Source organism: Rheinheimera pleomorphica, from assembly GCF_011634895.1.
Classification (GTDB): Bacteria; Pseudomonadota; Gammaproteobacteria; order Enterobacterales; family Alteromonadaceae; genus Alishewanella; species Alishewanella pleomorphica.
Genome location: NZ_SIRR01000005.1, coordinates 177,529 through 202,653, shown reverse-complemented (window position 1 = coordinate 202,653; position 25,125 = coordinate 177,529). Strand labels below are relative to the sequence as shown.

At 48.4% G+C, this 25,125-nt stretch carries 25 protein-coding genes; 12 read left to right on the top strand and 13 right to left on the bottom strand.

What is annotated here, in order from left to right:
* Positions 1 to 59: 59 nt before the first annotated feature.
* From EYB30_RS05880 to EYB30_RS05870, 3 genes are all read right to left on the bottom strand, one after another.
* Positions 60 to 359, bottom strand: a complete 300-nt coding sequence (locus EYB30_RS05880) for a hypothetical protein (protein ID WP_166837983.1) — start codon at positions 357 to 359, stop codon at positions 60 to 62.
* A gap of 89 nt (positions 360 to 448) precedes the next feature.
* Positions 449 to 670: a hypothetical protein gene (locus EYB30_RS05875; RefSeq protein ID WP_166837982.1), complete on the bottom strand. Its 222-nt coding sequence runs from the start codon at positions 668 to 670 to the stop codon at positions 449 to 451.
* An 11-nt stretch (positions 671 to 681) separates the two neighbouring features.
* Positions 682 to 1,467, bottom strand: coding sequence for a hypothetical protein (locus tag EYB30_RS05870; protein ID WP_166837981.1), 786 nt, complete (start codon positions 1,465 to 1,467; stop codon positions 682 to 684).
* 176 nt (positions 1,468 to 1,643) lie between these two features.
* On the opposite strand from EYB30_RS05870, the gene EYB30_RS05865 reads away from it, so the two are divergent.
* Entirely contained in the window at positions 1,644 to 2,390 is a 747-nt protein-coding gene (locus EYB30_RS05865) for a sulfite exporter TauE/SafE family protein (protein WP_206674573.1), read from the top strand.
* Here EYB30_RS05865 and EYB30_RS05860 read toward each other — a convergent pair.
* Positions 2,387 to 3,190: an SDR family oxidoreductase gene (locus EYB30_RS05860; RefSeq protein WP_166837980.1), complete on the bottom strand. Its 804-nt coding sequence runs from the start codon at positions 3,188 to 3,190 to the stop codon at positions 2,387 to 2,389. The two genes, EYB30_RS05865 and EYB30_RS05860, sit on opposite strands and share 4 nt — an antisense overlap.
* A gap of 47 nt (positions 3,191 to 3,237) precedes the next feature.
* Positions 3,238 to 4,002 (bottom strand): hypothetical protein, encoded by a 765-nt coding sequence (locus EYB30_RS05855; RefSeq protein ID WP_166837979.1) that lies wholly within the window; start codon positions 4,000 to 4,002, stop codon positions 3,238 to 3,240.
* 130 nt (positions 4,003 to 4,132) lie between these two features.
* Here EYB30_RS05855 and EYB30_RS05850 point away from each other — a divergent pair, with 130 nt between their 5' ends.
* Both EYB30_RS05850 and EYB30_RS05845 read left to right on the top strand, forming a co-directional pair.
* Entirely contained in the window at positions 4,133 to 5,275 is a 1,143-nt protein-coding gene (locus EYB30_RS05850; RefSeq protein WP_166837978.1) for a sensor histidine kinase, read from the top strand.
* On the top strand, positions 5,268 to 5,912 hold the full coding sequence (locus tag EYB30_RS05845; protein WP_166837977.1) for a response regulator transcription factor: 645 nt from the start codon (positions 5,268 to 5,270) through the stop codon (positions 5,910 to 5,912). Before EYB30_RS05850 ends, EYB30_RS05845 begins: the two co-directional genes overlap by 8 nt.
* On the opposite strand, the gene galE is transcribed toward EYB30_RS05845, so the two are convergent.
* Together galE and EYB30_RS05835 are read right to left on the bottom strand one after the other, a co-directional pair.
* On the bottom strand, positions 5,909 to 6,925 hold the full coding sequence (gene galE, locus EYB30_RS05840; RefSeq protein WP_166837976.1) for a UDP-glucose 4-epimerase GalE: 1,017 nt from the start codon (positions 6,923 to 6,925) through the stop codon (positions 5,909 to 5,911). The two genes, EYB30_RS05845 and galE, sit on opposite strands and share 4 nt — an antisense overlap.
* A gap of 24 nt (positions 6,926 to 6,949) precedes the next feature.
* Entirely contained in the window at positions 6,950 to 7,249 is a 300-nt protein-coding gene (locus tag EYB30_RS05835) for a YciI family protein (RefSeq protein ID WP_166837975.1), read from the bottom strand.
* Positions 7,250 to 7,447: 198 nt separating this feature from the next.
* Here EYB30_RS05835 and EYB30_RS05830 point away from each other — a divergent pair, with 198 nt between their 5' ends.
* On the top strand, positions 7,448 to 8,860 hold the full coding sequence (locus tag EYB30_RS05830; protein ID WP_166837974.1) for a sodium-dependent transporter: 1,413 nt from the start codon (positions 7,448 to 7,450) through the stop codon (positions 8,858 to 8,860).
* Positions 8,861 to 8,935: 75 nt separating this feature from the next.
* Here EYB30_RS05830 and EYB30_RS05825 read toward each other — a convergent pair whose 3' ends face one another.
* From EYB30_RS05825 to tsaA, 3 genes are read right to left on the bottom strand one after another with little or no spacing between them, the layout of a single operon-like run.
* Positions 8,936 to 10,663, bottom strand: coding sequence for a proline--tRNA ligase (locus tag EYB30_RS05825; protein WP_166838083.1), 1,728 nt, complete (start codon positions 10,661 to 10,663; stop codon positions 8,936 to 8,938).
* A gap of 60 nt (positions 10,664 to 10,723) precedes the next feature.
* Entirely contained in the window at positions 10,724 to 11,791 is a 1,068-nt protein-coding gene (locus tag EYB30_RS05820) for a Kelch repeat-containing protein (RefSeq protein WP_166837973.1), read from the bottom strand.
* Positions 11,760 to 12,470 carry a tRNA (N6-threonylcarbamoyladenosine(37)-N6)-methyltransferase TrmO gene (gene tsaA, locus EYB30_RS05815; RefSeq protein WP_166837972.1) on the bottom strand — a complete coding sequence of 237 codons (711 nt, stop codon included), beginning with the start codon at positions 12,468 to 12,470 and terminating at the stop codon, positions 11,760 to 11,762. Before tsaA ends, EYB30_RS05820 begins: the two co-directional genes overlap by 32 nt.
* A 151-nt stretch (positions 12,471 to 12,621) precedes the next feature.
* Between tsaA and purU the strand changes: the two genes are divergently transcribed.
* Both purU and EYB30_RS05805 read left to right on the top strand, forming a co-directional pair.
* Positions 12,622 to 13,455: a formyltetrahydrofolate deformylase gene (gene purU / locus EYB30_RS05810; protein ID WP_166837971.1), complete on the top strand. Its 834-nt coding sequence runs from the start codon at positions 12,622 to 12,624 to the stop codon at positions 13,453 to 13,455.
* 61 nt (positions 13,456 to 13,516) lie between these two features.
* Entirely contained in the window at positions 13,517 to 14,059 is a 543-nt protein-coding gene (locus tag EYB30_RS05805) for a hypothetical protein (RefSeq protein WP_241697974.1), read from the top strand.
* On the opposite strand, the gene can is transcribed toward EYB30_RS05805, so the two are convergent.
* A complete protein-coding gene (gene can / locus EYB30_RS05800; RefSeq protein WP_166837970.1) occupies positions 14,060 to 14,710 on the bottom strand; it encodes a carbonate dehydratase in 651 nt (216 codons plus the stop codon). It abuts the gene before it with no gap.
* A gap of 204 nt (positions 14,711 to 14,914) precedes the next feature.
* On the opposite strand from can, the gene EYB30_RS05795 reads away from it, so the two are divergent.
* The 3 genes from EYB30_RS05795 to EYB30_RS05785 all read left to right on the top strand — a co-directional run bounded on the left by EYB30_RS05795 (position 14,915) and on the right by EYB30_RS05785 (position 18,385).
* Positions 14,915 to 16,333 carry a mannose-1-phosphate guanylyltransferase/mannose-6-phosphate isomerase gene (locus EYB30_RS05795; protein WP_166837969.1) on the top strand — a complete coding sequence of 473 codons (1,419 nt, stop codon included), beginning with the start codon at positions 14,915 to 14,917 and terminating at the stop codon, positions 16,331 to 16,333.
* Entirely contained in the window at positions 16,320 to 17,759 is a 1,440-nt protein-coding gene (locus tag EYB30_RS05790) for a phosphohexomutase domain-containing protein (protein ID WP_166837968.1), read from the top strand. Before EYB30_RS05795 ends, EYB30_RS05790 begins: the two co-directional genes overlap by 14 nt.
* Before the next feature lie 95 nt (positions 17,760 to 17,854).
* The gene (locus EYB30_RS05785; RefSeq protein ID WP_166837967.1) at positions 17,855 to 18,385 is read left to right on the top strand and encodes an H-NS family histone-like protein; all 531 of its coding nucleotides are present in this window, start codon (positions 17,855 to 17,857) and stop codon (positions 18,383 to 18,385) included.
* A gap of 56 nt (positions 18,386 to 18,441) precedes the next feature.
* Here EYB30_RS05785 and EYB30_RS05780 read toward each other — a convergent pair whose 3' ends face one another.
* The gene (locus EYB30_RS05780; protein WP_166837966.1) at positions 18,442 to 19,185 is read right to left on the bottom strand and encodes a YciK family oxidoreductase; all 744 of its coding nucleotides are present in this window, start codon (positions 19,183 to 19,185) and stop codon (positions 18,442 to 18,444) included.
* 224 nt (positions 19,186 to 19,409) lie between these two features.
* Here EYB30_RS05780 and EYB30_RS05775 point away from each other — a divergent pair, with 224 nt between their 5' ends.
* The 3 genes from EYB30_RS05775 to EYB30_RS05765 all read left to right on the top strand — a co-directional run bounded on the left by EYB30_RS05775 (position 19,410) and on the right by EYB30_RS05765 (position 23,642).
* Complete coding sequence (locus EYB30_RS05775) at positions 19,410 to 21,890, top strand: VolA/Pla-1 family phospholipase (RefSeq protein WP_166837965.1); 2,481 nt, start codon at positions 19,410 to 19,412, stop codon at positions 21,888 to 21,890.
* A gap of 107 nt (positions 21,891 to 21,997) precedes the next feature.
* Positions 21,998 to 22,993, top strand: coding sequence for a protease SohB (gene sohB / locus EYB30_RS05770; RefSeq protein ID WP_166837964.1), 996 nt, complete (start codon positions 21,998 to 22,000; stop codon positions 22,991 to 22,993).
* Between the two features lies 1 nt (position 22,994).
* Positions 22,995 to 23,642: a thiopurine S-methyltransferase gene (locus tag EYB30_RS05765; RefSeq protein WP_166837963.1), complete on the top strand. Its 648-nt coding sequence runs from the start codon at positions 22,995 to 22,997 to the stop codon at positions 23,640 to 23,642.
* A gap of 24 nt (positions 23,643 to 23,666) precedes the next feature.
* Here the strand turns inward: EYB30_RS05765 and EYB30_RS05760 are convergent, their stop codons facing one another.
* Positions 23,667 to 25,001: a dicarboxylate/amino acid:cation symporter gene (locus tag EYB30_RS05760; protein WP_166837962.1), complete on the bottom strand. Its 1,335-nt coding sequence runs from the start codon at positions 24,999 to 25,001 to the stop codon at positions 23,667 to 23,669.
* Positions 25,002 to 25,125: the final 124 nt, after the last annotated feature.

Genomic DNA, 25,125 nt, shown 5'->3' with positions numbered 1-25,125 from the left:
CACTAAAGATAAAGGCGCGAAAGCGCCTTTGTTGTGTCTGAGAAATACTTCAACAGCGGTTAAGTGCCGGTATACACTGCTCTGGGCACAGCAAATAGTGTAGCAACCGCAATTAAACCGCCGATGACTGCAATCAACGGGCCGGTGATAAAGCCACCAAGCTGACAATAACCCATCACTGAGCCGGTTATCATTAGCATTAAACCAAGGTTTTTTACTACGGCTGCGTTGCGATGCTCATGGCTCCATTGCTGACAATTAGCGCACTGCAACATAAAGATACCGTTAACTTTTTTAGTTGCGACATCCTGTTTTAAACTCACTTGGTGTTTGCAGGCAGAGCATTGCAGCGTTTTCATGAATGTACTTCCCTTATGATTTATTCAATAACTTGATTTATATAATATTTTGTTTGGCGAAAGGCCATGAGTATTTTTGCCCACCAGACTTAAGTTGGGTGTGTTTTGTCTTCATTTTTTAGCAGTAGCTTGCTGCAAAGTCTTGCAAGGCCAAATCCCACCAGAAGTGCCACGAAGAAGATCCACCAGGAGGAAAAATATAGTCCCGCGAACATAGCGATAATAAAGCTGATAAAGGTCAGTAATTCATCCAATAATTCCGCTATTGAAGCTCTTAACGAGTTAAAAAAGCCTTGTTTCCTGCCTTGCATAATTCTACTCCTTAGCTGCAGAGACCTTTCAAATTAATATTTTCTGGTCTGCGGCAGAACTCCTTGATGGGAATCGGGGTTGACTCAATACTGTTCGCAATTTGGACTGCTTGTATTTCTGCGAATAATGCGGACGATATACCATCTTCTTCAGTTGTCGTTTTAGGTGTATGAGGTATGGCACGAAAAGCGTCCGGTATACGTTCTGTGTTTCCTGTAAGGACTGCGTTCATAATAGCGTCTGGAGAGTTATAACCCGACGCTATTGCCTGAATAGCTGCTCCAAAGCTCGCAATTGTTAGGTTAGTAATTCGCGCAGACCATTTTTTGGCGGAAGGAATGTTTTTACCTAATCTGCCAACCATAGTCGCGTAGTTAGTAAATATACCGCCGTGAAAGCGGCCTGCAATATCGCTTTTTCGGTATTTAAGATTAAAACGTACAACTTGTAATATATGTTGTTGTGTTTGTTCAATATTCTCTGATCTTAAAAGCTCGTGCAAAATTTGAGCTAGAGCATTTTGCCGCAACATGGCTTCAGCCTTTCGTTTCGGACCTAAAGATCCAGTGATCATCAGAACTTGAATTATTCCAATCCACCACGTTTTGGGATGGTTGTATATACCATTACTGTATCGTTGCCATACAGGAGCTTGGTTCTTAGCAAAATCACTAAAAAAAGCTTCTGAAAGATGAGAATTGTCTTTGCTAAGCTGTTCCATTAATTGTTGTACAGATTCTTTTTCATTTGCAGATAGTATGAGTGTTTCAGCTCCGTTGCCGCTGGTAATAGCCATTGTTCCCTCTTTAGCTTGTTTATTTAATGTAAATTAAAAGTATTAAAGCATGGTGTGAGGGTTTTAAGCAACAAAAAGACCTCAGTTGAAGGCCTTACCAAGATATGTTCGCCACTCCTGAGGTTTGGTTTTACACTGGAATTACTTGAAAGAACTTACTAAAACAAGGCTGACTAGTGCCTGATATTGATATGTTAACCCTGCTGGTTATTGCTGTGGCGGTGCTGTTGACCGGTATTTCCAAATCCGGTTTTGCCGGGGCTATTGGCGGTATTACCGTGCCGTTAATGTCGCTGGTGATAAGTCCGGCGTTGGCGGCAGCGTTGTTATTGCCGATTTTAATCATTGCCGATGTGCTGAGCCTGCGTCAGTGGTGGGGGCAGCACAATGTGCAGCATTTAGCGCTGCTGCTACCGGCAGCATTGCTCGGCATAATTGTTGGCTATGCCAGCTTTGGTTGGTTAGATGAAACCGGCTTACGCTTGCTGCTGGGGATAATTACGCTGCTATTTGCGCTGAATATGCTGCTAAAACTGGTAAACCAGTCATGGTTAACGTCGCCCTGGGCCGGCCGCGTGTTAGGCGCACTGAGCGGCTTTACCAGCTTTGTTGCTCATGCCGGCGGGCCACCGCTGAATATGTATTTATTGCCACAGGGCATGCCGAAACAACACTATCTGGCCACGGCAGTGGTGTTTTTTGCCGTGGTTAACCTGCTGAAACTGCCGCCGTATTTAATGCTGGGGCAACTTAATGCTGCCTTGTTTGGCTATGCGTTACTTAGCTTGCCGCTGGTGTGGCTGGGGGTAAAGCTTGGCATAAGCTTACAACATAAATTCAGCGAAAAAGCCTTTTACCATGTAATCAGTATTAGCATGTTGCTGCTCGGTTTGCGGTTGATTTATCAGGCAGTGCTCAGTTAACGTACTGTACTTTTGCGTACCATTTTATACAGCAGTTCTGGCGATAAGCGCGATACCAGTGCGCCAAGGCGCTCTTTTAACCCACCGATAACAATATAGCTTTTGCCTTTTAGCAGCGCTTTTACTGCTTTTTCGGCAAAGGCGTCTGCGCTCATGGCATTGGCCTGGGCGTCGTCCATGCTGCCAAGCGCGCTGCCATCGCCGGTTAAGGCGTTAAGTGATACATCGGTTTTGACAAAACCCGGGAAGATAGTGGCCACCGTTAAACCCTGATCAAAGAGTTCAGCACGTAAGCTATTGGCCCATAAATGCAGTGCCGCCTTGGCAGCGGAATAACTGCCGCGATATTGAGTGCCGACTAAACCGGCAACGGAGGAAACAAATACCACCTTGCCGCCGCCATCGGCCAGCAATAGCGGCAGTGCCTGGCGGGTTACATTAATCTGCGCGAAATAATCGACTTCAAACAGCTTGCGATCGGTGTCTGCAGTAGTGTCGACAATCAGCGCGCGCTGGCTGATACCGGCATTATTAATTAACCAGTCCAGGCCGCCAATTTGCTGTTGTATGGTGTCAATTGCCGCGGCGATAGCGGCATCGTCGGTAATATCCAGCGGCAACAACAAATGTTGGCTGCTGTTGGCTAAACTGGCGCGTACCCGCTGCAGCTCGCTCTGCCGCCTGGCACTTAGTACTAGCCGGGCGCCGTCGGCAGCCAGCTCGCGGGCCAGCGCCTCGCCAATACCGCCCGAGGCACCGGTGATCCAAATTACTTTATTCTGTACTGCTGAATTTTTCATATTGCGGCTTTTTCTGCTGCTTAGTCTGACATGACAGTAAGCCGGTTCTAGCCCTGTTGTAAAGCCTTGTTTGGCTGAACTTTATATTTGCGTTTGTAGTAGCCGGTCAGTGTAATAAGTGCGGTAGTTCCAATAACCGGTGCGGCCAGCCAGCTAACCAGTAGCCAGTTATCAGGTAATAGCTCGGCCAACATTCTACGACCACCGGCGGCAAAAAACGCGGTGTAAACAGCGATACCACTGCCGACCATGGCTCCGAAGTGTTCAATAATCCAGGCACGTGGGCTTACCTGTTTTTTATAAACGTACAGGGTCATGGTGCTTGCTGTTATAAGACTAACCACAGCAAAAATAATCAGTAATGGCATGCCTATGCTGAACCCTTGATAAGCCACATATATCGCCAGTGGAAACATGGCAAATACCGGCCCCTGATAGTACCAGCGGCGCAACAGGCTGCGATCGGCTTTGGCTTTTAATACGCCGATGGCGTGGCGCACGGATACCCAGGTAAGCAGACTGACTAGCAGTAAAAACTGCGATACCGGAATGCGCCAAACCAACATGCGTTGAATGCTTTCAGTACTGAGTTGCTTGCCGGCAGTGTAAATGCCAACAGGATCATATAAGCCCATAAGGCAAAGAATGATGCCCGAGCCGGAGACTGTCAGCATCAGATAATAAAATATTTTACCGGCATTGATATGCACAGGACTGCCTTTGCGGACAATAACCGGAACCCAGTACAGCAGCAAGGCAACGGCGCCCAGTGCAATATGTAAATACAGTAAAGCGGTATGCAGCGTTAGCATAATGAAGCTCCTTTGGTTGTTAACCGCAGCTTACGCCCTGGCTGATGCCGACGCAGGTGCCGAAAGTCAGGAATTCTCACTATGACTTCTGGCCTATTGCAGTTGGTATAAAGCTGCGCATAATGGCGCAATGAAACGAAAATTTGATTTTGCCACCCTGGCCGGTGTACTGACCTGGCTGCTGGTGTATGGCATCAGTATTTTTATCCTGCAACGCGTTCAGCCAGGCACCAGCCACTGGCTGGTGCATGTGTTATTTCTGCTGTACGGTGCTTTGTTCATCTTGCTTACGACAGAGCAGGGGGATTTTGCTCTGAGCGGCCGTTTTGGCCGGCCACTGTTGGCATTACAGTTGCTGCTGGCCTTTGCGCTGCTGTGGCAGTTACCGGGGCGGCATTTTGAGTTTTTGCCCATTTTAACCGTGATCTGGGCGGCGATGTTACCTTTTGTGATGCGTACCGCGCAGGCCATGCTGGTGGTGATCATGGTGGTGGTGGGCTGGTTTGCGGTCGTTGCCTGGCAAAGTGGTCATAGCGTGTGGATCACTGCCTTGTTGTACGGCAGTTTCCATCTGTTTGCCGTGTTAGTGCAAAGCGCCAGCCGCGATGCCGAAAAAGCCAAAGAAGAGCTGGAGCAAAAACACCAGCAACTGCAGGCAACTCAGCAATTGCTGCAGGCGGCCTCACGTCAGAGTGAACGCACCCGCATTGCACGTAATTTGCATGATTTAGTCGGACATCATCTGACGGCATTAACCATACAGCTGCAGGTTGCCGGCCATTTAAGCAGTGGCGACGCGAAGCAGCAGATAGACAAGTGCCATCAACTGGCCAAATTATTGCTGGCCGATGTGCGTGAGGCGGTAAGCACGATGCGCCAGTATGCAGATGTGACGCTGTTGGACGCGATACAGCCGTTAGTGGCGTTATTACCTGAGCAGCTTAACGTAAGATTACAGATCCCTGCCGCTATTATGCTTAACAATTTACAGCAAGCACAGCATTTGCTCTGCATAGTGCAGGAAGCCATTAGTAACAGTTTAAAACACAGCGGCGCATCTGAAATGCAAATCACTGCCAAGGTCACCGACGGCAAACTGCAACTGACTATTGTCGATAATGGCAAATTATCGGCAAACTGGCAGCCGGGTAATGGCATCAGAGGCATGCAGGAACGTCTGGCCGAATGCGGTGGCAGTTTGGCTATTACTCAAGCGCAAGGTGCGCTGCAACTTAGCATGTGTTTGCCGTATCAGGAGAGTGATAATGCATAAGGTGTTGCTGGTAGACGATCAAAAGCTGATACGCGATGGCATTAAAAGCTTACTTGGCCTCTCCGGCAAAGTAGAGGTAGTGGCGGAATGTGCCGACGGCAGCACGGTTGTGCAGGCTTGCCGCCTGTATCAGCCAGAGGTGATTTTGCTGGATTTATCCATGCCGCTGATGAATGGCGTACAAACCCTAGCGGCCTTACAGCAGGCAGGGATCAACACGCCGGTGCTTATTCTGACCACCTTTGACGAGCATGAGCTGGTGTTAAAAAGTATCTCCCTGGGGGCGAGGGGCTTTTTACTAAAAGATGTGTCACTGGACACCTTAGTTGAAGCAATCAGTACTCTGGCTGGCGGTGCTAGTTGGTTTGCCCCGAATATTACTGAACGTTTACTCGGTAATGTACGGGCCGGTAACAGCGATTTTAGCATGCCGGCGCAGCTGGAGCCGTTAACCGATAAAGAGTTGCAGATTTTGCAGCTGATGGCGGCAGGTTATAGCAATAAAGAGATTGCTACTGCGCTGTATAAATCTGAAGGTACAGTAAAAAACCAGTGCTCGGCTATTTTAAGTAAGTTGGGGGTGCGTGACCGCACCCGTGCCGTGTTGTTAGCGCTGGAGCTGGGGCTTATCAGTTAGCTGCAATAACCATTAGGGTTAGCCTGCTGCCAACGCCAGCTGTCGCGCACCATATCATCCAGCGTTTTTTCGGCCTGCCAGCCCAGCAAGGCTTTGGCTTTGGACGGCTCGGCATAACAAATGGCTATATCACCTGGTCGGCGCGGCGCAGCGCTGTAAGGCACTGCCACGCCATTAACCCGGCTAAAGGCATTTACCATATCCAGTACACTGTAACCGCTGCCTGTACCGAGGTTAATGGCCTCAATACCGCTGTGCTGCTGCAGATACTGCAAGGCTTTAACATGGCCGCGGGCTAAATCGACCACGTGAATATAGTCACGCACACCGGTACCGTCGTGGGTGGGGTAGTCATTACCGAATATACTCAACTTGTCGCGTTTACCGACAGCCACCTGCGAGATAAACGGCATTAAGTTATTCGGGATACCGCTTGGATCTTCACCAATACGGCCGCTGTCATGGGCACCCACCGGGTTAAAGTAGCGTAGCAAGGTAATACCCCAGTCTGGCTCTGCCGTTTGCAGATCTTGCAGTATATGCTCGATCATCAGTTTGCTCTGGCCATAGGGGTTAGTGGCAAAGCGCGGCGCTGTTTCCGGGATTGGCACCTGTTTAGCATCACCATAAACGGTAGCAGATGAGCTAAATACCAGTTTTTTAACAGCAAAGTCGCGCATTACCCGGCACAGCGTCACCGTACCGGCAACGTTGTTATCGTAGTAATGCAGCGGCAGTTCGGTGGACTCGCCCACGGCTTTTAAACCGGCAAAATGCACCACGGCACTGATGTCATACTGGCTGAATAGCTGACGCAGCGCTGCTTCATCGCGGATATCACCCTCAATGCTAATAAGCGGTTTACCGCTTAACTGTTGCACCCGGTTAAGCGCTTCAGCTGAGCTGTTACTAAAGTTATCAAAGCTCAGCACCGAAAAACCGGCGTTTAACAGTTCCAGTGCAGTATGGCTGCCAATATAACCGGCGCCGCCGGTCAGTAAGATATAACTCATGCGACTGTCCTTGTGGCTGGCTAATTAAGGTAACACTTTTTTAAACGGTTTTACCGTTGAGCGCGCATACACCCCGGCTGCCAGGTAAGGGTCGGCATCGGCCCAGGCTTGGGCGTCGGTTAAGCTGGCAAACTCGGCAACCACTAAAGAGCCGCTAAAACCAGCCGCGCCTGGGTCTAAGCTGTCAATCGCCGGTAATGGCCCGGCTAACAGCAGGCGGCCTTGGTTTTTTAATTGCTCTAACCGGGCTAAGTGTGCAGGGCGGGTTGCCAGACGCTGTTCTAAACTGTTGGCAACATCTTCTGAGTAAATCATATAAAACATGAGGCTGTCCTTTTTCGGCGCGGATTTTACTCGGCGCACGATAGCAGATCCCGGTCCGGCTTCCAACGCTGTTAAACGCATCGGAGCAGTGCAGTACTAGGATTTAGTGTAACAGCCTGTTAGCATGCAGGGCGCTTACAAAAAAATGAGCTCAGCTCAATTATTCTAATAAGAAAGATTCAGGGAGTCCGCGTACTAATGAAACGTGAACAATTTAGCTCCAGCCTGGGCTTTGTACTGGCTGCCGCCGGTTCAGCTGTAGGTATCGGTAATCTGGTCGCCTTTCCGGTAATGGCCAGTAAAAATGGCGGTGCCGCCTTTTTAATTATGTATGCCTTTTTTGTGTTCTTTATCTGCCTGCCGGTAATGCTGGCCGAGATGAGTCTGGGCCGCCATACCCGGCAGAACCCGCTGGGTGCTTACACTGAGATTGGCCAGAACCGCGCCTGGCGCTCGGTTGGCTGGTTGTCGGTTATCACGCCTTTTATGATTGGCGTGTTTTATCTGGTGATCACCGTATGGATCTTCGGTTATCTGGCCAAATCGGTTATGGGCCAGTTGAACGAGCTCGCCGGGCCAGACAGTTTTGGCAGCTTTATTAACAGTAATGAGCTGTTTATCTATATGGCCGTAGTAATAGGCTTAACCTTCGCTATTTTACAAGGCGGCGTAAAGCAAGGCATTGAAAAAGCAGCGCGGGTATTAATGCCAATGCTGTTTGTTATGCTGATTGCGTTGGTGATATACGTGTTTACGCTGGATAACGCTATGTTAGGTGTTAAGTTTTTCCTGATCCCGGAGTTTGACAAGCTGACCGGCAAGGTGCTAAACGGTGCCTTAGCGCAGGCGTTTTTCTCGCTGTCGCTGGCGATGGGTATTTTAATTACTTATGGCTCTTATATTCAGAAAAACAACAACATAGTACAAGCCGGTAAAATGGTGGCGGGTTTGTCGCTGCTGGTGGCCGCTTGTTCTGGTTTGCTAATCCTGCCGGCAGTATTTTCCTTTAACCCGGATATCCAGTTAAGTGAGCTGTCTGAGTCCAGTATCGGTATGATTTTTATGTTTCTGCCGAAGATATTTTTAGCGCTGCAGGCCGATATTGGTTATTTCGGTGCGTCTTTTATTGCCAGTTTCTTTTTCCTGTTAGTGTTTTTTGCCGCGTTAACCTCACTGGTATCCATTATTGAAGTACCGGTGTGCAGCTTAATGGACGGTAAAGGCGTCAGCCGGCGCACAGCGCTGTTTTCACTCGGCCTGGCGATGATAGTGCTGGCAGTTATTTGTGCCTTGTCCTTTGGCCGGGTAGAGGCATTAAGTGAATTGCTAAGTTATGGCGGTAAAACAAAGTCGTTTTTTGATCTGGTGTACGATATTTTCTACGAAACCATACTGCCGTTAAATGGCTTATTGCTGTGTTTGTTCGTGATTTACCGCTGGAAAAAGCACAACTTTGATGCGGAAATAAGCCAGGGTAACAGCAGCTTTGCCGGCTCATTGCTGCAAAAGTATGTCAATTTCTCGCTGGGTACCTTTATCCCGTTTATTCTGGCAATAATTTTCGTCAACACAGTATCAACCATCTTTTTTGGCAGAAACCTGTTGTTCTAGTTGGGTTAAACCAAACAAAAAGGGGCAGATTTCTCTGCCCCTTTTTAATGCTGTTTCAGTTAAGTGTAACTGGCGTTACTTCGCTAGTTTTTGTTGCATAGCGGCAACGACAGACGGAATATCCAGCATCTCTTTTTCGCCAGTACGGCGATTTTTGTACTCTACCTGCTGGTTATCCAGGTTGCGCTCGCCAATAACAATGCTGTGCGGAATGCCCATCAGTTCCATATCGGCAAACATTACGCCGGGGCGCTCTTTACGATCGTCAAACAATACTTCAAAGCCAGCGGCAGTCAGTTCGTTATATAACCGCACGGTGGCTTCTTCAATCCGCACAGATTTATGCATATTCATTGGAATAAGTGCAATGTGAAACGGTGCTATCGCATCCGGCCAGATAATGCCGAAATCATCGTGGTTTTGCTCAATGGCGGCGGCGATAATACGCGATACGCCAACACCGTAGCAGCCCATCGTCATGATCTGGTGCTTGCCTTCTTCGTTTAATACGCCGGCTTTTAATGCCTGCGAATAGCGATCGCCTAGCTGGAAGATATGGCCCACTTCAATACCGCGTTTGATCACCAGCTTGCCGTTACCACAAGGGCTTGGGTCGCCCTCAACGATATTACGCAAATCTGCCACACTGTAGTTTTGGATATCACGATCCCAATTTACGCCGGTTAAATGGAAGCCATCTTTGTTGGCACCGCAGCTAAAATCAACCAGGTGTGCCGCGCTGCGATCGACAATCAGTGGCAGCGTCATACCTACCGGGCCTAAAGAACCGGGGCCGGCACCGATAGCCGTACGGATTTCTTCCTCGCTGGCAAATACCAGTGGGCTTTGCACTTGCGCTAGCTTCTCGGCTTTGATTTCGTTTAATTCATGGTCGCCACGCAGCACCAGTGCTACCAACGGCTGGGTTTTATCGTCATCGCCTTTTACGCCATACACAATCAAAGTTTTACTGACTTGCTTAATGTCCTGGCCTAATAAAGCGGCTACTTCAGCAACGGTTTTAGCATTAGGCGTGGCTACTTCAGTTAATGGCTGACTGGCCTCCGGGCGTTCACCCGCTGGCGCAATAGCTTCGGCCATTTCGATATTGGCGGCATAATCGCTGCTATCAGAGAAGGCGATAGCGTCTTCACCTGATGCCGCCAGCACGTGGAACTCGTGCGACATGCTGCCACCGATGGCGCCGGTATCGGCCAGCACCGGCCTAAAATCCAGCCCCAGGCGGGTGAAAATATTGCAGTAGGCCTGAAACATCGCATCATAGGTTTGTTGCAGGCTGTCCTGGCTTAAATGAAAGGAGTAGGCATCTTTCATTAAAAATTCGCGGGCGCGCATCACGCCAAAACGTGGCCGGCGCTCGTCACGGAACTTGGTCTGAATTTGGTATAAGTTCAGCGGCAGCTGTTTGTAGCTGGTAATTTCGCGCCGGACTAAATCGGTAATGACTTCTTCATGCGTCGGCCCCAGCACATAATCGCGCGTATGGCGGTCTTTAAAGCGCAGCAGTTCGGCGTCCATTTTGTCCCAGCGGCCAGACTCCTGCCACAGCTCAGCCGGTTGTACCATTGGCATTAACACTTCAATGGCACCGGCTTTGTTCATTTCTTCGCGCACGATTTGCTCGACTTTGCGCAGTACCCGCACGCCGGTGGGCAAATAAGTGTACATGCCCGATGCAACGCGGCGGATCATGCCGGCACGCAGCATAAGTTTGTGGCTGATAACTTCGGCATCCGCCGGGGTTTCTTTGACGGTAGATAGTAAGTACTGACTGCTGCGCATCGTATTCTCGTATGTCGTGCTAAAAATTGCCGCCATTCTAGCAAGGCGGCGGGGGCAATTCTATTGGAGTTTTATCGGGTGTTTAATCAGCTTTGAACTGACTTGCTGGCCACTTTGCATACCGCCTACCGAGTAAATGTCGCCATCGATTTCTACCAGTGAGCGTAAATCCATTACCGCCGTGGTGTCTGAGGCTTTTAACCAACGCTTATCGGCGACAGAAAATACCCAAACTTTACTGTCCGGCTCTGACGGCTGACCATTATAGCCAATGCCGTTGTAGTTGTACGGGTTGGTGCTGCCGCCAATAAACACCAGCATATCTTTGCCATCTATTTGCGTGTTAATAGCGGCCATGCGGTAGCGTGCCGTGCCGGTAGGGTGTTCTATCAGGCGCCAGTCTATTTTATTGGCGTTATCGCTTACGGTACCCAGATAACAGGCTGGCTCAGCCTGGTACGTCGGGCTTTTATCGGCGTAATAATTAAGCGCCACCCCATCGCACAACAGCATCGTATTACCGGCCATGGCACCGGCTAAGCCAAATACCGGCTTGCCGGGAAATGGCGTGGCCTGTGACCAGCGCTGGGTAAAATTATCAAATTGCTGCACCAGATTAACATTGCCATGGTCGCTCCAGCCACTGACCAGGTAGATGTAGCGGTTTTGGTAGGTAAGTGCCACGGCGTCATCAACCGGCACCGGTATATCATTTAGTTTGGTGTAGCGGCGGGTAATAGGATCCAGCCGGTAGCTGTCGGCCGCCGTTTGCTCGCTGCCATCGGCATTAACGCTAAAGCCGCCAAAGACAAAAAAGTTATTATTCAGTGCCACTGCACTGGCGGCAATGCGGCCAGTTAAGCGCTGCTGGCTTGGCACCGGAGGTAAGCTTTGCCAGCCAAATTCGCCTAGCGTATGCATAAACACTTTGTTGTGAATATCGCTGTGCTGCTTTGCCGGGCCTATGCCCATAAAACTGGCGATATAGGTTTTGCCGCGGATACTGGTGCTGGCTACGGCATTATTGCTTACCGGTTCGGGTAAATCGGGTAAGGTGCTGGCCGATAGGGCAACACAGGTTGCTGCAGCGGTCAGCTTAAGGCTTAAGCTGATGAATTTCAGTAACATGGTTATGCTCTCCGCTTACGGTCCATTTAATATTGTAGTGGTACAAGCTCATACCATAGCTTTGTTCGCCATCGCGCTGTTTTTTGTACGACGGTCTGGGGTCTTGTTTTAATACCTTCTCTATAAATACTTGTAAATCGGGGTATTGGTTTTGCTGCCGGCAAAAGCTGCTGGCTTGTTCGGAAAAACTTACTGTCATCGCCGTTTGCGGTGCGCTGTCAGCGAAGCCTGCGGCAGCCTCAGGCAGGGCATCGGAGTAAGGCAGATAGGGTTTGATATCGATAACCGGTGTGCCATGCAGTAAATCAATGCCGCTGAGTTTTAGCATCAGCTTACCGTTTTTACGCTCAACCCCTTCCAGCTTGACTACCGACAAGCCGACCGGGTTAGGCCTGAACGTCGCGCGGGTGGCAAATACGCCTTTGCGCTCATTGCCGCCCAAGCGAGGCGGGCGCACCATCGGTGACCAGCCTTTATCCGCGGTTTCATGAAAGACAAACAGCAACCACAGATGACTAAAGCTGTCGATACCGCGCAAAATGGCATCATCGCTGTACTCTGTTTCCAGTTCCAGATAACCGACCGCCTCAGGAATGAGCCCGGGCTGGCGCGGAATAGCAAATTTTTGTTTGTACGGCGATGTGATATAGCCGACCACATTAAACTGAAACGATGCCATAGGCTCCTGTTAAGCGTTATGAAGTAACACAGCGGTATTATGCGGTTTTTTGCCAAAACAACAAGTTAAGCTAAAGACGTCTGAATGTCTTTGACGCTAATGCTAAGGATGCGGTAAAACGTAGTCTACCAACTCACAACAGATATTAATTATGGAACGCAAAATTTTATTAACGGAATGCCCGGATTCGAAAGGCTTGATCGCGCAAATAACCAATATTTGCTACAAACACCAGCTGAACATTATTCGTAACACCGAATATGTTGACCCGGTCAGTGGTCGCTTTTATATGCGCACCGAGCTGGAAGGCGTCTTTAACGATGCCACCTTACTGTTTGATTTAGACCGTGCACTGCCGCCGGGCTCCGAGCGCAGTTTAGTCAGCCAGCGCGCTAAGCGGGTGGTGATCCTGGTGACGAAAGAAGCGCATTGCCTTGGCGATATTTTAATTAAGGTTTTTGATGGCTCATTGGCGCTGGATATTGCCGCGGTAGTCGGTAATTACCCGGAACTGGAGCAGCTGGCGGCCCGTTTTGATTTACCTTATCACCATGTCAGTCATCAGGGCTTAAGCCGTACTGAGCATGAAGCGGCACTGCTGGAAGTGATTAAGCCTTATCAGCCGGAATATCTGGTGTTGGCCAAGTTTATGCGTATTTTGACGCCGGCCTTTGTCGCGCAGTTTCCGGAAAAAATTATCAATATTCATCACAGTTTTTTACCGGCTTTTATTGGTGCTAATCCTTACCAGCAGGCGTTTGAGCGCGGGGTGAAAATTATTGGTGCCACTGCCCACTTTGTGAATGATGATTTAGATGAAGGCCCGATTATTCAGCAGATGGTGGCACCGGTTGATCATAATTTTAGTGCTGAAGATATGGCACGCGCTGGCCGTGATGTAGAAAAAGCGGCGTTGAGCAAGGCGTTACAGCTGGTGGTGGAAGACCGGGTTTTTGTGCATGGCAATAAAACGGTGATCCTGTAAAGCAGGTTTTACTTTACAACGTTTATCTTTAATACTTGGCACATCACCACTATAGGGCTTTATGATGAAAACTATTCTGGCCGGTCTGCTGTTATTCTGCGCTGCGCTAGCTAACGCAGCACAAACAGAAACGTTGGCACTGCACCCCAAATTAGAGCCGCTACGGCCTTACCTGAACCAGCATTGGCAGGGCGATTTAACTCAGCCGGGGAAAAGCGAAAAAGTTATTGATAGATCATTGTGGAGCCGGGCACTAAACGGCCAGGCGATAAAAACGGTGCATTCCATCAACGATGGTCAATACGGTGGTGAATCCTTTATTTTCTGGGGCGAGAGTAAACAAAGCCTGGTGTATTATTACTTTACCACTGCCGGTTTTTACACTCATGGCACTATGGAGTTTAATACCCAAAGCGGTGAGATAGTTGCGCTGGAAAATGTCGAAAATAACCAGAACGGCATTACCCAAGTGAAGTCATTTAGCCGCATTATGCCAGACGGTACTTTGCAGACAAAATCCAGTTATTTACAGAACGGCAACTGGGTTGATGGCCACAGTGCTACCTATAAACCGGTAGCAGCGCAGCCGATTAGATTTAAGTAACTATTTTTCGCCAGCGTCAGTTAAATCCAGGGTGTAAATATCGTCTATTTTATCGGCACAAGAGTGGCTGACGCGTAAATCTTTTACCCGGCCGTTGCGCAAGCTGTACACCCAGCCATGAATCGTGAGTGGCTGGGCGCGCTCCCAGGCTTCCTGCACAAAGCTGGTATGGCACAAATTGCGTACCTGCTCCATTACGTTAAGCTCTATCAAACGGTTTAAACGCTCGTTTTCATCGCTGAGTGCATCCACTTCATCACGGTGCATAGCGTACACATCTTTAACATTACGCAGCCAGTTATCGACAAAACCAACCCGCTGTTTGGTCATTGCCGCTTTAACGCCACCGCAGCCGTAGTGGCCAACCACTAAAATATGCTTAACTTTTAAGATATCAATGGCATATTGCAGTACTGACAGACAGTTCATGTCCGAATGCACCACCAAATTAGCGACATTACGGTGCACAAATAATTCACCTGGCAGCAAGCCAACAATTTCATTCGCCGGCACCCGGCTGTCGGAGCAGCCAATCCATAAATATTCCGGTGCCTGTTGCTCAGACAATTGTTTAAAGAAGCCCGGTTGTTCTTTTTCTATCCGGTCAGCCCAGTTTTTGTTATTTATAAACAGCTGCTTAAAATCTGGCATTATGGTTACCCTATGCTTAAAAATCGCGTCACGATAGCCGATCTTACCCTGTTTTAGAGCACCGACCAGCTAAAGCTGCATAAAATTAGCTGTCGCATTAAGTTAGGCCAGGTGGCTGACGTATATCAAACAATCTGGCTATACTGTGGCAACGATTGTTTTATAAGCGCAATTTCAGCAGATAAATTCAGCAAAGGAGTGAGAATGATCCCCGTTATACTTTCCGGTGGTTCGGGCACAAGGTTGTGGCCGTTATCCCGCGCAAAAAAACCTAAGCAATTTCTACCGCTGCTTAATGATAAAAGCATGCTGCAAAATACCTTGCTGCGGCTTAAGGGGCTGCCTGATTTGGCAGCGCCAATGGTGATATGCAACGAAGATCATCGTTTTATGGTGGCAGAGCAACTGCGGGAACTGTCGCTAGTGCAACCGGAGATCATTTTAGAACCGGTAGGGCGCAATACTGCACCGGCCATTGCGGTGGCGGCGCTACAAGCGATGCGCGCTGGCGATGATCCGCTGCTGTTAGTACTGGCCGCGGATCATGCTATTAAAGATATACCGGCGTTTCATCAGGCGATAGAGCAAGCTGTACCAGCGGCCAAGCTGGGCAAGCTGGTGACCTTTGGCATAGTGCCTACCAGTGCCCACACCGGATACGGCTATATTCGCCGCGGTGCGCAAGCCGATACGGCGTTAGCTGAAAGCGTTAGCACCGTAGCACAGTTTTATGAAAAACCTGATGCCGCAACAGCGCAACAGTTTGTCGACAGTGGCGAATATTTCTGGAATAGCGGCATGTTTTTATTCAAAGCCAGTCGCTTGTTGGCCGAATTACAGCAATTTTCGCCGGATATCGTTGCTGCGGCAGAACGGGCCCTGGCTAAGGCAACAACGGATCTCGATTTTATCCGGCTGGACACAGAGGCTTTTGTGCAGAGCCCATCCGATTCAATTGATTACGCTGTGATGGAAAAATCGGCTAACGCGGTCATGGTGCCGTTGGATGCGGGCTGGAGCGATGTCGGCAGCTGGGATGTGTTATGGCAGGTAATGGCCAAAGATGAACTTGGCAATGCCTGTCGCGGTGATGTGTTACTGGAGCAGTGTAAGAACAGTTATGTTAATGCTGAACAACGCCTGGTCGCAGTGATAGGCCTGGATGATGTGGTCGTAGTCGAGACCAAAGATGCCGTGCTGGTAGCCAGCAAAGCCCATATCCAGGGAGTGAAAAATATTGTCGCTAAGCTGCAAAGTTATGGCCGCAGCGAAGTTGATCTGCATCGCGAAGTATTTCGTCCCTGGGGCAAATACGACTCTGTTGATCACGGCAACCGCTATCAGGTGAAGCATATTACCGTTAAACCCGGCGCGAAATTGTCAGTGCAAATGCATCATCACCGTGCCGAGCATTGGGTGGTCGTCAGTGGTTCTGCCCTGGTACGTAATGGTGACAGAGAGTTTCTGGTAACGGAAAACGAATCGACCTTTATTCCGGTGGGCACTGTCCATTCTTTAGAAAACCCTGGCAAGATACCGTTGGAGCTGATTGAAGTGCAGTCGGGCAGCTATCTTGGTGAAGATGACATAGTACGGCTTGAGGATAAATATGGTCGCAATTGAGCAGGCACTGCGTTGTTTTAAGGCTTATGATATCCGCGGTAAGCTGGAAGAAGAGTTAACCGAACACCTGGCCTGGTGTATTGGGCGAGCTTATGCACGGGTAGTGCAAGCCAAAACCGTTGCGCTAGGTGCTGATGTCAGAGCGACATCTGAGCCGTTGAAGCGCGCCCTGGCTTTGGGGCTGTTAAGCGAAGGCGTTAATGTTATCGACCTCGGTATGACCGGCACAGAAGAGGTGTATTTTGCCGCGCAATATCTGGATATTGACGGTGCTATTGAAGTGACTGCCAGCCATAACCCGATAGATTACAATGGCATGAAACTGGTACGACAAAATGCCCGGCCAATAAGCGGTGACACTGGCCTTAACGATATTAAACAACAAACCGCTGTTTTGTTGGCAGAGCCGTTCCCACAGCAGCAGTTTAGCCAGTTTTGCCAGCTAGCAGCTACACAGGCTCACTTCAGCTGGCAAGGTGCTAACTGGCAACAACAATCGGTATTAGCTGCCTATGTTAGCTGCATACTGAGCTTTGTTAACCCGACACGATTGAAACCGATGAGATTGGTGGTCAATGCCGGCAACGGCGCTGCAGGTCATGTTATTGATGCTATCGAAGCGGTGTTTACGCAAACGAAGGTGCCTGTGGAATTTATTAAAATTCAGCATCAGCCTGATGCCAGTTTCCCACATGGTATTCCTAACCCTTTGCTAAGCGAAAACCGTGCTGCGACATCTGACGCTGTGATCAAACACAAAGCAGATTTTGGCATTGCCTGGGATGGCGATTTTGACCGTTGTTTCTTGTTTGACGAAAATGGCCAGTTTATTGAAGGCTATTATATTGTTGGCTTACTCTGTGCTGCGTTTTTAAAGCAACACCCAGGACAGAAAATCATCCACGACCCACGGCTGTACTGGAATACCCATGCAGTGGTTAAGTCTATGCGTGGCCAGGCCATTATGAGTAAAACCGGCCATGCGTTTATAAAAGAGCGGATGCGCGCAGAAGATGCGGTATACGGTGGCGAGATGAGTGCCCATCATTATTTTCGTGATTTTGCCTACTGCGACAGTGGCATGATCCCCTGGTTGCTGGTCGCTGAACTGGTCGCGCTAAGTGGCAAACCGCTGTCAGCCCTGGTATCACAAATGATCGTTGATTATCCGTCATCGGGTGAGCTTAACTTTCATATTGCAGCGCCACAGCAGGCCATCGCCAGAGTGCAACAACATTACCAGCCACAAAGCACTCAGCTTGATTTCACCGATGGCCTTAGTATGGAATTTGCAGACTGGCGTTTTAATGTGCGCAGTTCTAATACCGAGAGTGTATTAAGGTTAAACGTAGAGTCAAAGCAGAATATAGCTTTAATGGAACAAAAAACAGCGGAAATCATTTCAATCTTAACCGAAGCTGAATAAATGATATTGTTTTTGCAATGATTGTATTTTTTATATCTTTATTTTAATGGCCAATTTGCTTATCCTTGCAGCATAATTGTTTAGAGGAGATAGCGATGTCAATTTTATTAGATAAACGTGAATTAAAGAAAGCGGCAAAGGAACTAACGCTGGTTAAACTGACGGATGTTATTGAAACCCTGAATGCTGTTTTAGCTGAACGGCAGAAAGAAGTCGAACTTATCACCCAGCTAGAGCAATTAGCGAAATCGCAGGGTTTCACTTTAGAGCAGCTGGGTTACAAACTGAATAATGATTTTGTAGCAACTGATGCAAATGACAGCCCGGTAAAAGCGGATAAGCGTCCAACTAAACCAAAGTTCAAAACGATAAATAAAGACAGCCAATATTTTTATGTTGAAAATGGCCAGTTGCAGTTGTTGCGTACTCACACGATGAAAAAGGGGTTGCAGGACCGTGGTATTGATGTGGTGCCGGTGAACAAAGTCGACAAAAAATATGCTAAACAAATCGACAGCTTAATTGCTGATGCGACAGCGCAGGCAGTCGAGAATTTTAACGGCAAAGTAGATGCCTGGAACGAGTGGGCTGCCGCGAATGGTGAAGAAATTCTAAGCAAAAAATAATATTTTGCCAAAGCATCACGCTGAGATAAAAAACCCGGTTAAAACCGGGTTTTTTGCTATTTGGGCTGGGCGTCAAGCGATTGACCGTTAACATCGAGGCTGTCATCGCTCATCAGATACAAATACAGCCACATTAAATCGGCAGGTGTTTTCAGCAGACTAACGTCTTCACCCGGATAAGCTCGGCTGCGCATCTTAGTGCGGGTAGCGCCTGGGTTTATGCAGTTAAACCGTATAGTACTGTTATCATATTCATCGGCAATAACCTGCATCAGACCTTCAGTGGCGAACTTTGAGACGGCATAAGGCCCCCAGAATGCCCGGCCTTTGCGACCCACACCTGATGAGGTAAATACCACTGATGCATGCGGTGCCTGCTTTAATACCGGTAGCAAGGCCTGCGTCATCAGCATGGCGGCCGTTACATTCACCTGCATAATGTCTTGCCAGGTCGGCAAATCAATATGCTCAAACGGGCTGAGCACGCCCAAAATGCCAGCATTGTGTAATACGCCGTCCAGTTTACCGAATTCTGCACTGATGGTGGCTGCCATATCCCGGTAATGCTTAGCGGTGGCGCCTTTTAAATCTAATGGAATAATCGCGGGTTCTTTGCCACCAGCGGCTAAAATTTCATCATACACGGCAGTGAGTTTAGCGACCGTTTTACCCAGCAGAATAACCGTGGCGCCATGACGGGCATAAGTTAACGCTGCTTCTTTCCCTATGCCATCACCAGCGCCGGTGATCAGAATCACTTTATCCTGTAGTGCGTCGTTAGTTGCTTGATAACTTTGCATAAAATTTTACCTGTTGCCGCAAAAACGGCGCCAGCATACGCCCAAATGGCCAACTTTGCACCTTTCTTCGTCGATTCTGTATTTTTCAGCTAGCGATTTCTTTTGGTTTGAGTTAACTTTAACTGGTCGTAGCTGTTACAGCTATATTGGCAACAGGTTTCTAATAAGCAAGGTAAGCTTTTGCTTTGCAAATAAAAAATAAAAGTCAGGATAGGGGAGAAACTATGAACAAGCTGGCACTTAGCATAGCTGTCGCACTCGCTTTGGGATTAACCGGCTGCGGTGGCGAGTCTTTAGAAGAAATTACACAAGAAGAACAGGGCAGTATTAAACCCTTGTCCCGCGTAGTATTCGATCCGGGTGCAGCCAGCCCGCGGTTATCAGTACCGAATGATTTACTGTTTCAAGGTACGACGGATGGTACTTTAACCACTGACTCGGGTGATTCACCTGACTATACCAATCCGCAGGTCGCGTTAGGTGCGCTGGACGGTTGGTCAACCCAAAATCCTTATACGATTGCCGTCGATGTTGCCGCTGGTGCCGAGCTGGTGGCGTCTTCTGTACAGCAACCTGGTGCTGTGCGCCTGTTTGAGATGGTGATGCAGGGGCCAACCTCTGCCGTTGAAGAGTGCCAAACGGCTAATCAGGGTTTTGCTTGTCAGGTAGTGTCAGAACTGGTGTTTGGTCAGGATTACGTTACTTCAGTTAGCGGCAATAATATTGTGGTAGTGCCGCTTAAACCACTCAAACCCGCTACAACTTATATGACAGTGTTAACTTCGCTGATCGAGGATGACAATGGTCAGTCTCTGGCACCTTCAACTTCCTATGAGTTGGTTAAGCAAGATGATGAGACCTTGCCACTAAGCACTGAGTCACAGTTAGCCTTGCAAAAATTGATTAACAGCTTTGAAGATGTACTTGAAGCAGAAGGTGTTGACCGTGGTAGCATTGTGTACACAGCGGCTATGACAACCCAGTCTACCGATGTTGTCTTTAACACTCTTAAGCAAGTTATTGCCCAAAGCGCGTCACAGCGACCTTTAGTGGTAACCGATCAAGGCTATAATGCAGGGCAGGCGCTAGTTCAGGCCGGTTCAATTCCAGTTGGACAAGATAACTTAACCAATCCGGCTTATGCCGCAGCAACAACGGCAAAAGTATATAAAGGTAGTGTTTTATTACCTTATTTCAGTCCGGTGTCTACTGGTGAAAACCCTGATGCTGCGCTCACTGGGCGCTGGTTGGCGCAGTACGATAGTCCGGTAACTTTATTGGGCGCTATTAAGGCAGGCTTATTAGATCCCGCTCTAACAGGGTTAACAGCAGAAGAGCTGCAAAATCCAGCAAACTTATTTGGTTTCGATTTTGACCTTGATAAAGCGCGTCATATTACTAAGTTTAACCCCTTGCCTAAAGTAACTGAGCTAGACAACGTGCCAGTATTAATGACAGTGCCTGATCTAGATCAGATTAACTTACTGCGTTCTTTACAGCAGCAAGATCCTATTACTGCTCCTGCTGGCGGCTGGCCGGTAGTTATTTTTCAGCATGGTATTACCAGCGAGAAAGAAAATATGCTGGCGATAGCTGGAACTATGGCTATGGCGGGATACGCCGTAGTGGCAATCGACCACATGTTGCACGGTGAGCGTGGATTTACAGTTACAGTGACTAATGAAGAGGGCGCTGAAGAAGAGTTAGTGATCAATGCGACAGACAATGCCGCAACCGATTACATGAATCTGCAAAGCTTACTGACAACCCGTGATAACGTGCGTCAGAGCATCAGTGATATCCTGGCGCTGCGTGCTGCACTTTATGTTAGCAACCTGACTCAAGCCGGTACTATAAACCCTACTAAAGTGTCTTTTATAGGTCATTCTCTTGGTGGTATTGCTGGCACTTCGGCCATTGCCATGGCTAATACTCCGGTACAAAATGATAAACTTGAAGAAGAGCAGAAAGCTGAAATTGATGCTTTATTTAAAGTTGATACTGCTACACTGGCAATGCCAGGTAGTGCGATTGCAAATTTCTTGCTGGATTCAGCACGTTTTGGTCCGGTAATTAAAGCCTCTGTATTATTTGGTGTTGGCGGTGAGGAAATTAGTACAGCTTTTACGCAGTTTGCTACAGCGCAAAGTGGTTGTGGTGAGCCACTAGTTGCACCTTTTGCAGCGTGTTACAACGCTTTTGAGCAGTTCCTGTTGCAACAGGGGCAGGATGCAACTGTTGCGGCACTTTATGCTGGTTATAATCAGTTTGCTTTTGCTGCGCAAACGGTAATCGATAGTGGTGATCCTTCGAACTATGCTCAACATTTGGTAGAAACAGAAACACCTACTTATGTTATTGCAGTGGTAGGTGATGGAGATGCAAATTTACCAGATCAGGTTATTCCGAATGGTTTTAATAGCGCATTGCAGGCTGCTGGCGCAGGCAAAATGCCACTTGCTGGTACTTTGCCATTAGCCCGCTTATTAGGTGCTGAGCAAGTTGGTAATGTTGCTGGAGCCTTTATGCCTGAGGGTAACACTGCTATCTCATCTTATACAGCGGGTGATCATGGTTCTATTCTGAGTCCAGCAGCAAGCGCTGCCGCTACGCAAGAAATGCAACGTCAGACTGCAAGCTTTATTGTCTCTGGTGGTGCTGTTATTCAAGTGAATAACCCAGCAGTGCTAGCACCGGCTAATTAAGATTAGTACTTGCATATCCAAGCCCGGTTCGCCGGGCTTTTTCTTTTTGTATCAGGCGTTACAATACAGCGACGCGCAGCAATCAAACATTTGTTTAGGGGAAGGCTTTGGAATTTCTATATGAATACGGTTTATTTTTGGCCAAAAGCGTGACCTTGGTGGTTGCGGTTGGCGTTGTTATAGCGCTGGTTGCCGGTGCTGCCTCGGCCAAAGCAAAGCCGAAAAAGGGCCAGTTGCAGTTTACGGATTTAACTGAGCAGCACCAGAGTATGAAAGCGGACTTGCAGCACCAGCTGCTGGACAAAAAGCAGTTCAAATTGTGGCACAAGGCACAGCAACGTGACAGTGCGCAGGCTAAACCAAAGTTATACGTAGTTGATTTTCATGGCAGTATGGATGCGCGGGAAACAGAATCACTACGCGAGGAAATTACCGCCATTCTGGCTATTGCCACCGCGGAAGATGAAGTGTTACTGCGGTTGGAAAGCGGTGGTGGCGTAGTGCATGGTTATGGTTTAGCCGCATCGCAGTTAGACAGGTTGCGCCAGCAGGGCATTAAGCTAACCGTAGCAGTTGATAAGGTGGCGGCCAGCGGCGGTTATATGATGGCCTGTATTGGCAATAAAGTGCTAGCCGCGCCTTTTGCCATTATTGGTTCTATCGGCGTTATCGCGCAATTACCGAATTTTCATAAGCTATTACAGCAAAACAATATCGACTTTGAACAATTTACTGCCGGTGAATATAAGCGCACGGTAACCTTGTTTGGTAAAAATACCGAGCAGGGCCGACAAAAGTTTCAACAGGAGCTGGAGCAAACACACCAGTTATTTAAGCAGTTTGTGCAACAACACCGGCCACAGCTGGATGTGGAGCAGGTGGCAACAGGCGAACACTGGTTTGGTTATCAGGCACTGACACTGAATTTGATTGATGAGATCCAAACCAGCGACGACTATCTGATTGCTCAGTTACCACAACGCCAGGTGTTTCAGGTGAAATATCAGCTACGTAAAGGCATTGCAGAGAAAGTAGGTATGGGCTCGGCGAATGTGCTTTCGTTGTGGTGGCAAAAGATGATGCAACAGTACTGGGCGCGCTGAGATGGATGCCGACTTCTGGCTGGCACGCTGGCAAAATAACGAGCTGGGCTTTCAGCTGGATGCGGTACATCCATTGTTGCAGCGCTGTTTGCCTGAGGTGCTGGCGCAGCACCGCCGTGTGCTGGTGCCGTTGTGTGGTAAATCACTTGATATGTGCTATCTGGCGCAGCATTTACCGGTGACCGGTGTTGAGCTGTCACAAATAGCCTGTAATGACTTTTTTGTTTCGAATCAAATTGCCTATACCGTTACGGCGCAAGCACCGTTTCAGTGTTACCACAGCGAGCGTATTGCCTTGTGGCAGGGCGATTTTTTTGCTTTAACCAAAGCGCATCTGGCTGATGCTGAACTGGTTTATGATCGTGCCGCCCTCATTGCACTGCCGCCACAGATGCGACAGCAATATGCGGCTAAGCTTAAACAACTGTTACCCTCTGGCAGCACGATTTTATTGATTAGCCTGGAATATCCGCAACACGAAAAGCAAGGGCCACCTTTTAGTGTGTCACAGCAAGAGTTGGCGTTATTGTTTGAGGGGGCAAAAATTAGTCTGCTGGCCGAATTAGAGCAAACCGGCAAAGGTTTTGCCAGACGTCGTTTTTTGACCTCGAGTCTGGTCGAGAAGGCTTATAGTATCCGGCTGCCATAACAGCAGCCGGTTGTGTTATTACCGCTAGCGTAAATGGTGAAAGTCGATATTCTCTTCTTTGCTGCCGGCATTGATGTCGTTAAAGACCTTGGCATCAAAGGCGCGCTCGCTTTTACCGACAATACAGGACACCATGGCATCGCCGGTGACATTTACGGCAGTGCGCGTCATATCCAGCAAACGGTCAACACCAATTATCAGCGCGATACCTTCTACCGGTAAACCCACTTGCTGTAAAACCATCGCCAGCATGATAAGGCCGACACCGGGCACGCCTGCGGTACCTATTGATGCCAGCGTGGCGGTTAAAATAACCATAAGATAGTCACTCAGGGTTAAATCAACGGCAAAAACCTGTGCAATAAATACTGTTGCGACGCCCTGCATAATGGCGGTGCCATCCATGTTAATGGTTGCACCCAGAGGCACGGTAAAAGACGCAACACTATTTTTAACGCCCATTTTCTTTGTCACGGTTTCCATCGTCACCGGCATAGTGGCGTTACTGCTGGAGGTGCTAAAGCCAAATAAGGCTGCATCTTGCATCTTTTTAAAGAAAATTAATGGATTAAGGCCGGTAAATAGTTTCAGGATAATGCCATAGCTCAGAGTGCCATGCAGGATTAACACCGCCAGGACGACACCAAAATACTTCGCCAGACTGGCGATGGTTTCAAAACCCAGGGTAGTGAACAGCTTGGCCATCAAAAAGAAGACGCCATAAGGTGCCAGGTTCATTAGCAAGGTTACCAGCTTCATAATCACGTCGCTAAGATCGTTAAATACCGCGCTTAAACGCTCGCCGGCTTTGCCACTCATTGCCATGGCGATGCCAAACAGTACGGCAAACACGATGATTTGCAGCATATTGCCTTTGGCCATCGACTCTATCGGATTACTGGGGAAAATATTAATAAAGACCTGTGACAGAGCTGGCGCTTCGCTGAGGTTAAAACTGGCCTCGGATTGCATTTGCACGCCTTCACCGGGATTAATCAGCAAGGCAGCAAAAATGGCCAGGCTAATAGCAATAGCAGTGGTAACCAGATACAGTGCTATGGTTTTACCGCCTAAACGGCCTAATGCTGAGGTGTCTGATAATGAACAGGTTCCACAGACCAGCGAGACAAACACCAGTGGTACAACCAGCATTTTTAAACTGGCGATAAATATTTCACCGCCGATATGAAAAAAGCCATCAACAAATAATGCTTTTAACGGAATGTCTAATCCCAGCAGATGCAGGATACGTTCTTCTTGTCCGGCCAGTAAAAACTTAAAAAAGAAGCCAACGGCGATGCCAGCTACCATGCCAATCACTATGCGGGCAGTGAGCCCGAGCTTTTTATTATCTGTCATAACATCAGACGAGTATTCAGTTCATAATGTTGCTAAGCCTAACAGGTTGGTTTGATGAAAGGCAGATTAGCGCAAATTTTTTTTTAAATTTGCTGTGACGTTTGCCAGATTAATGGTTTAAGAT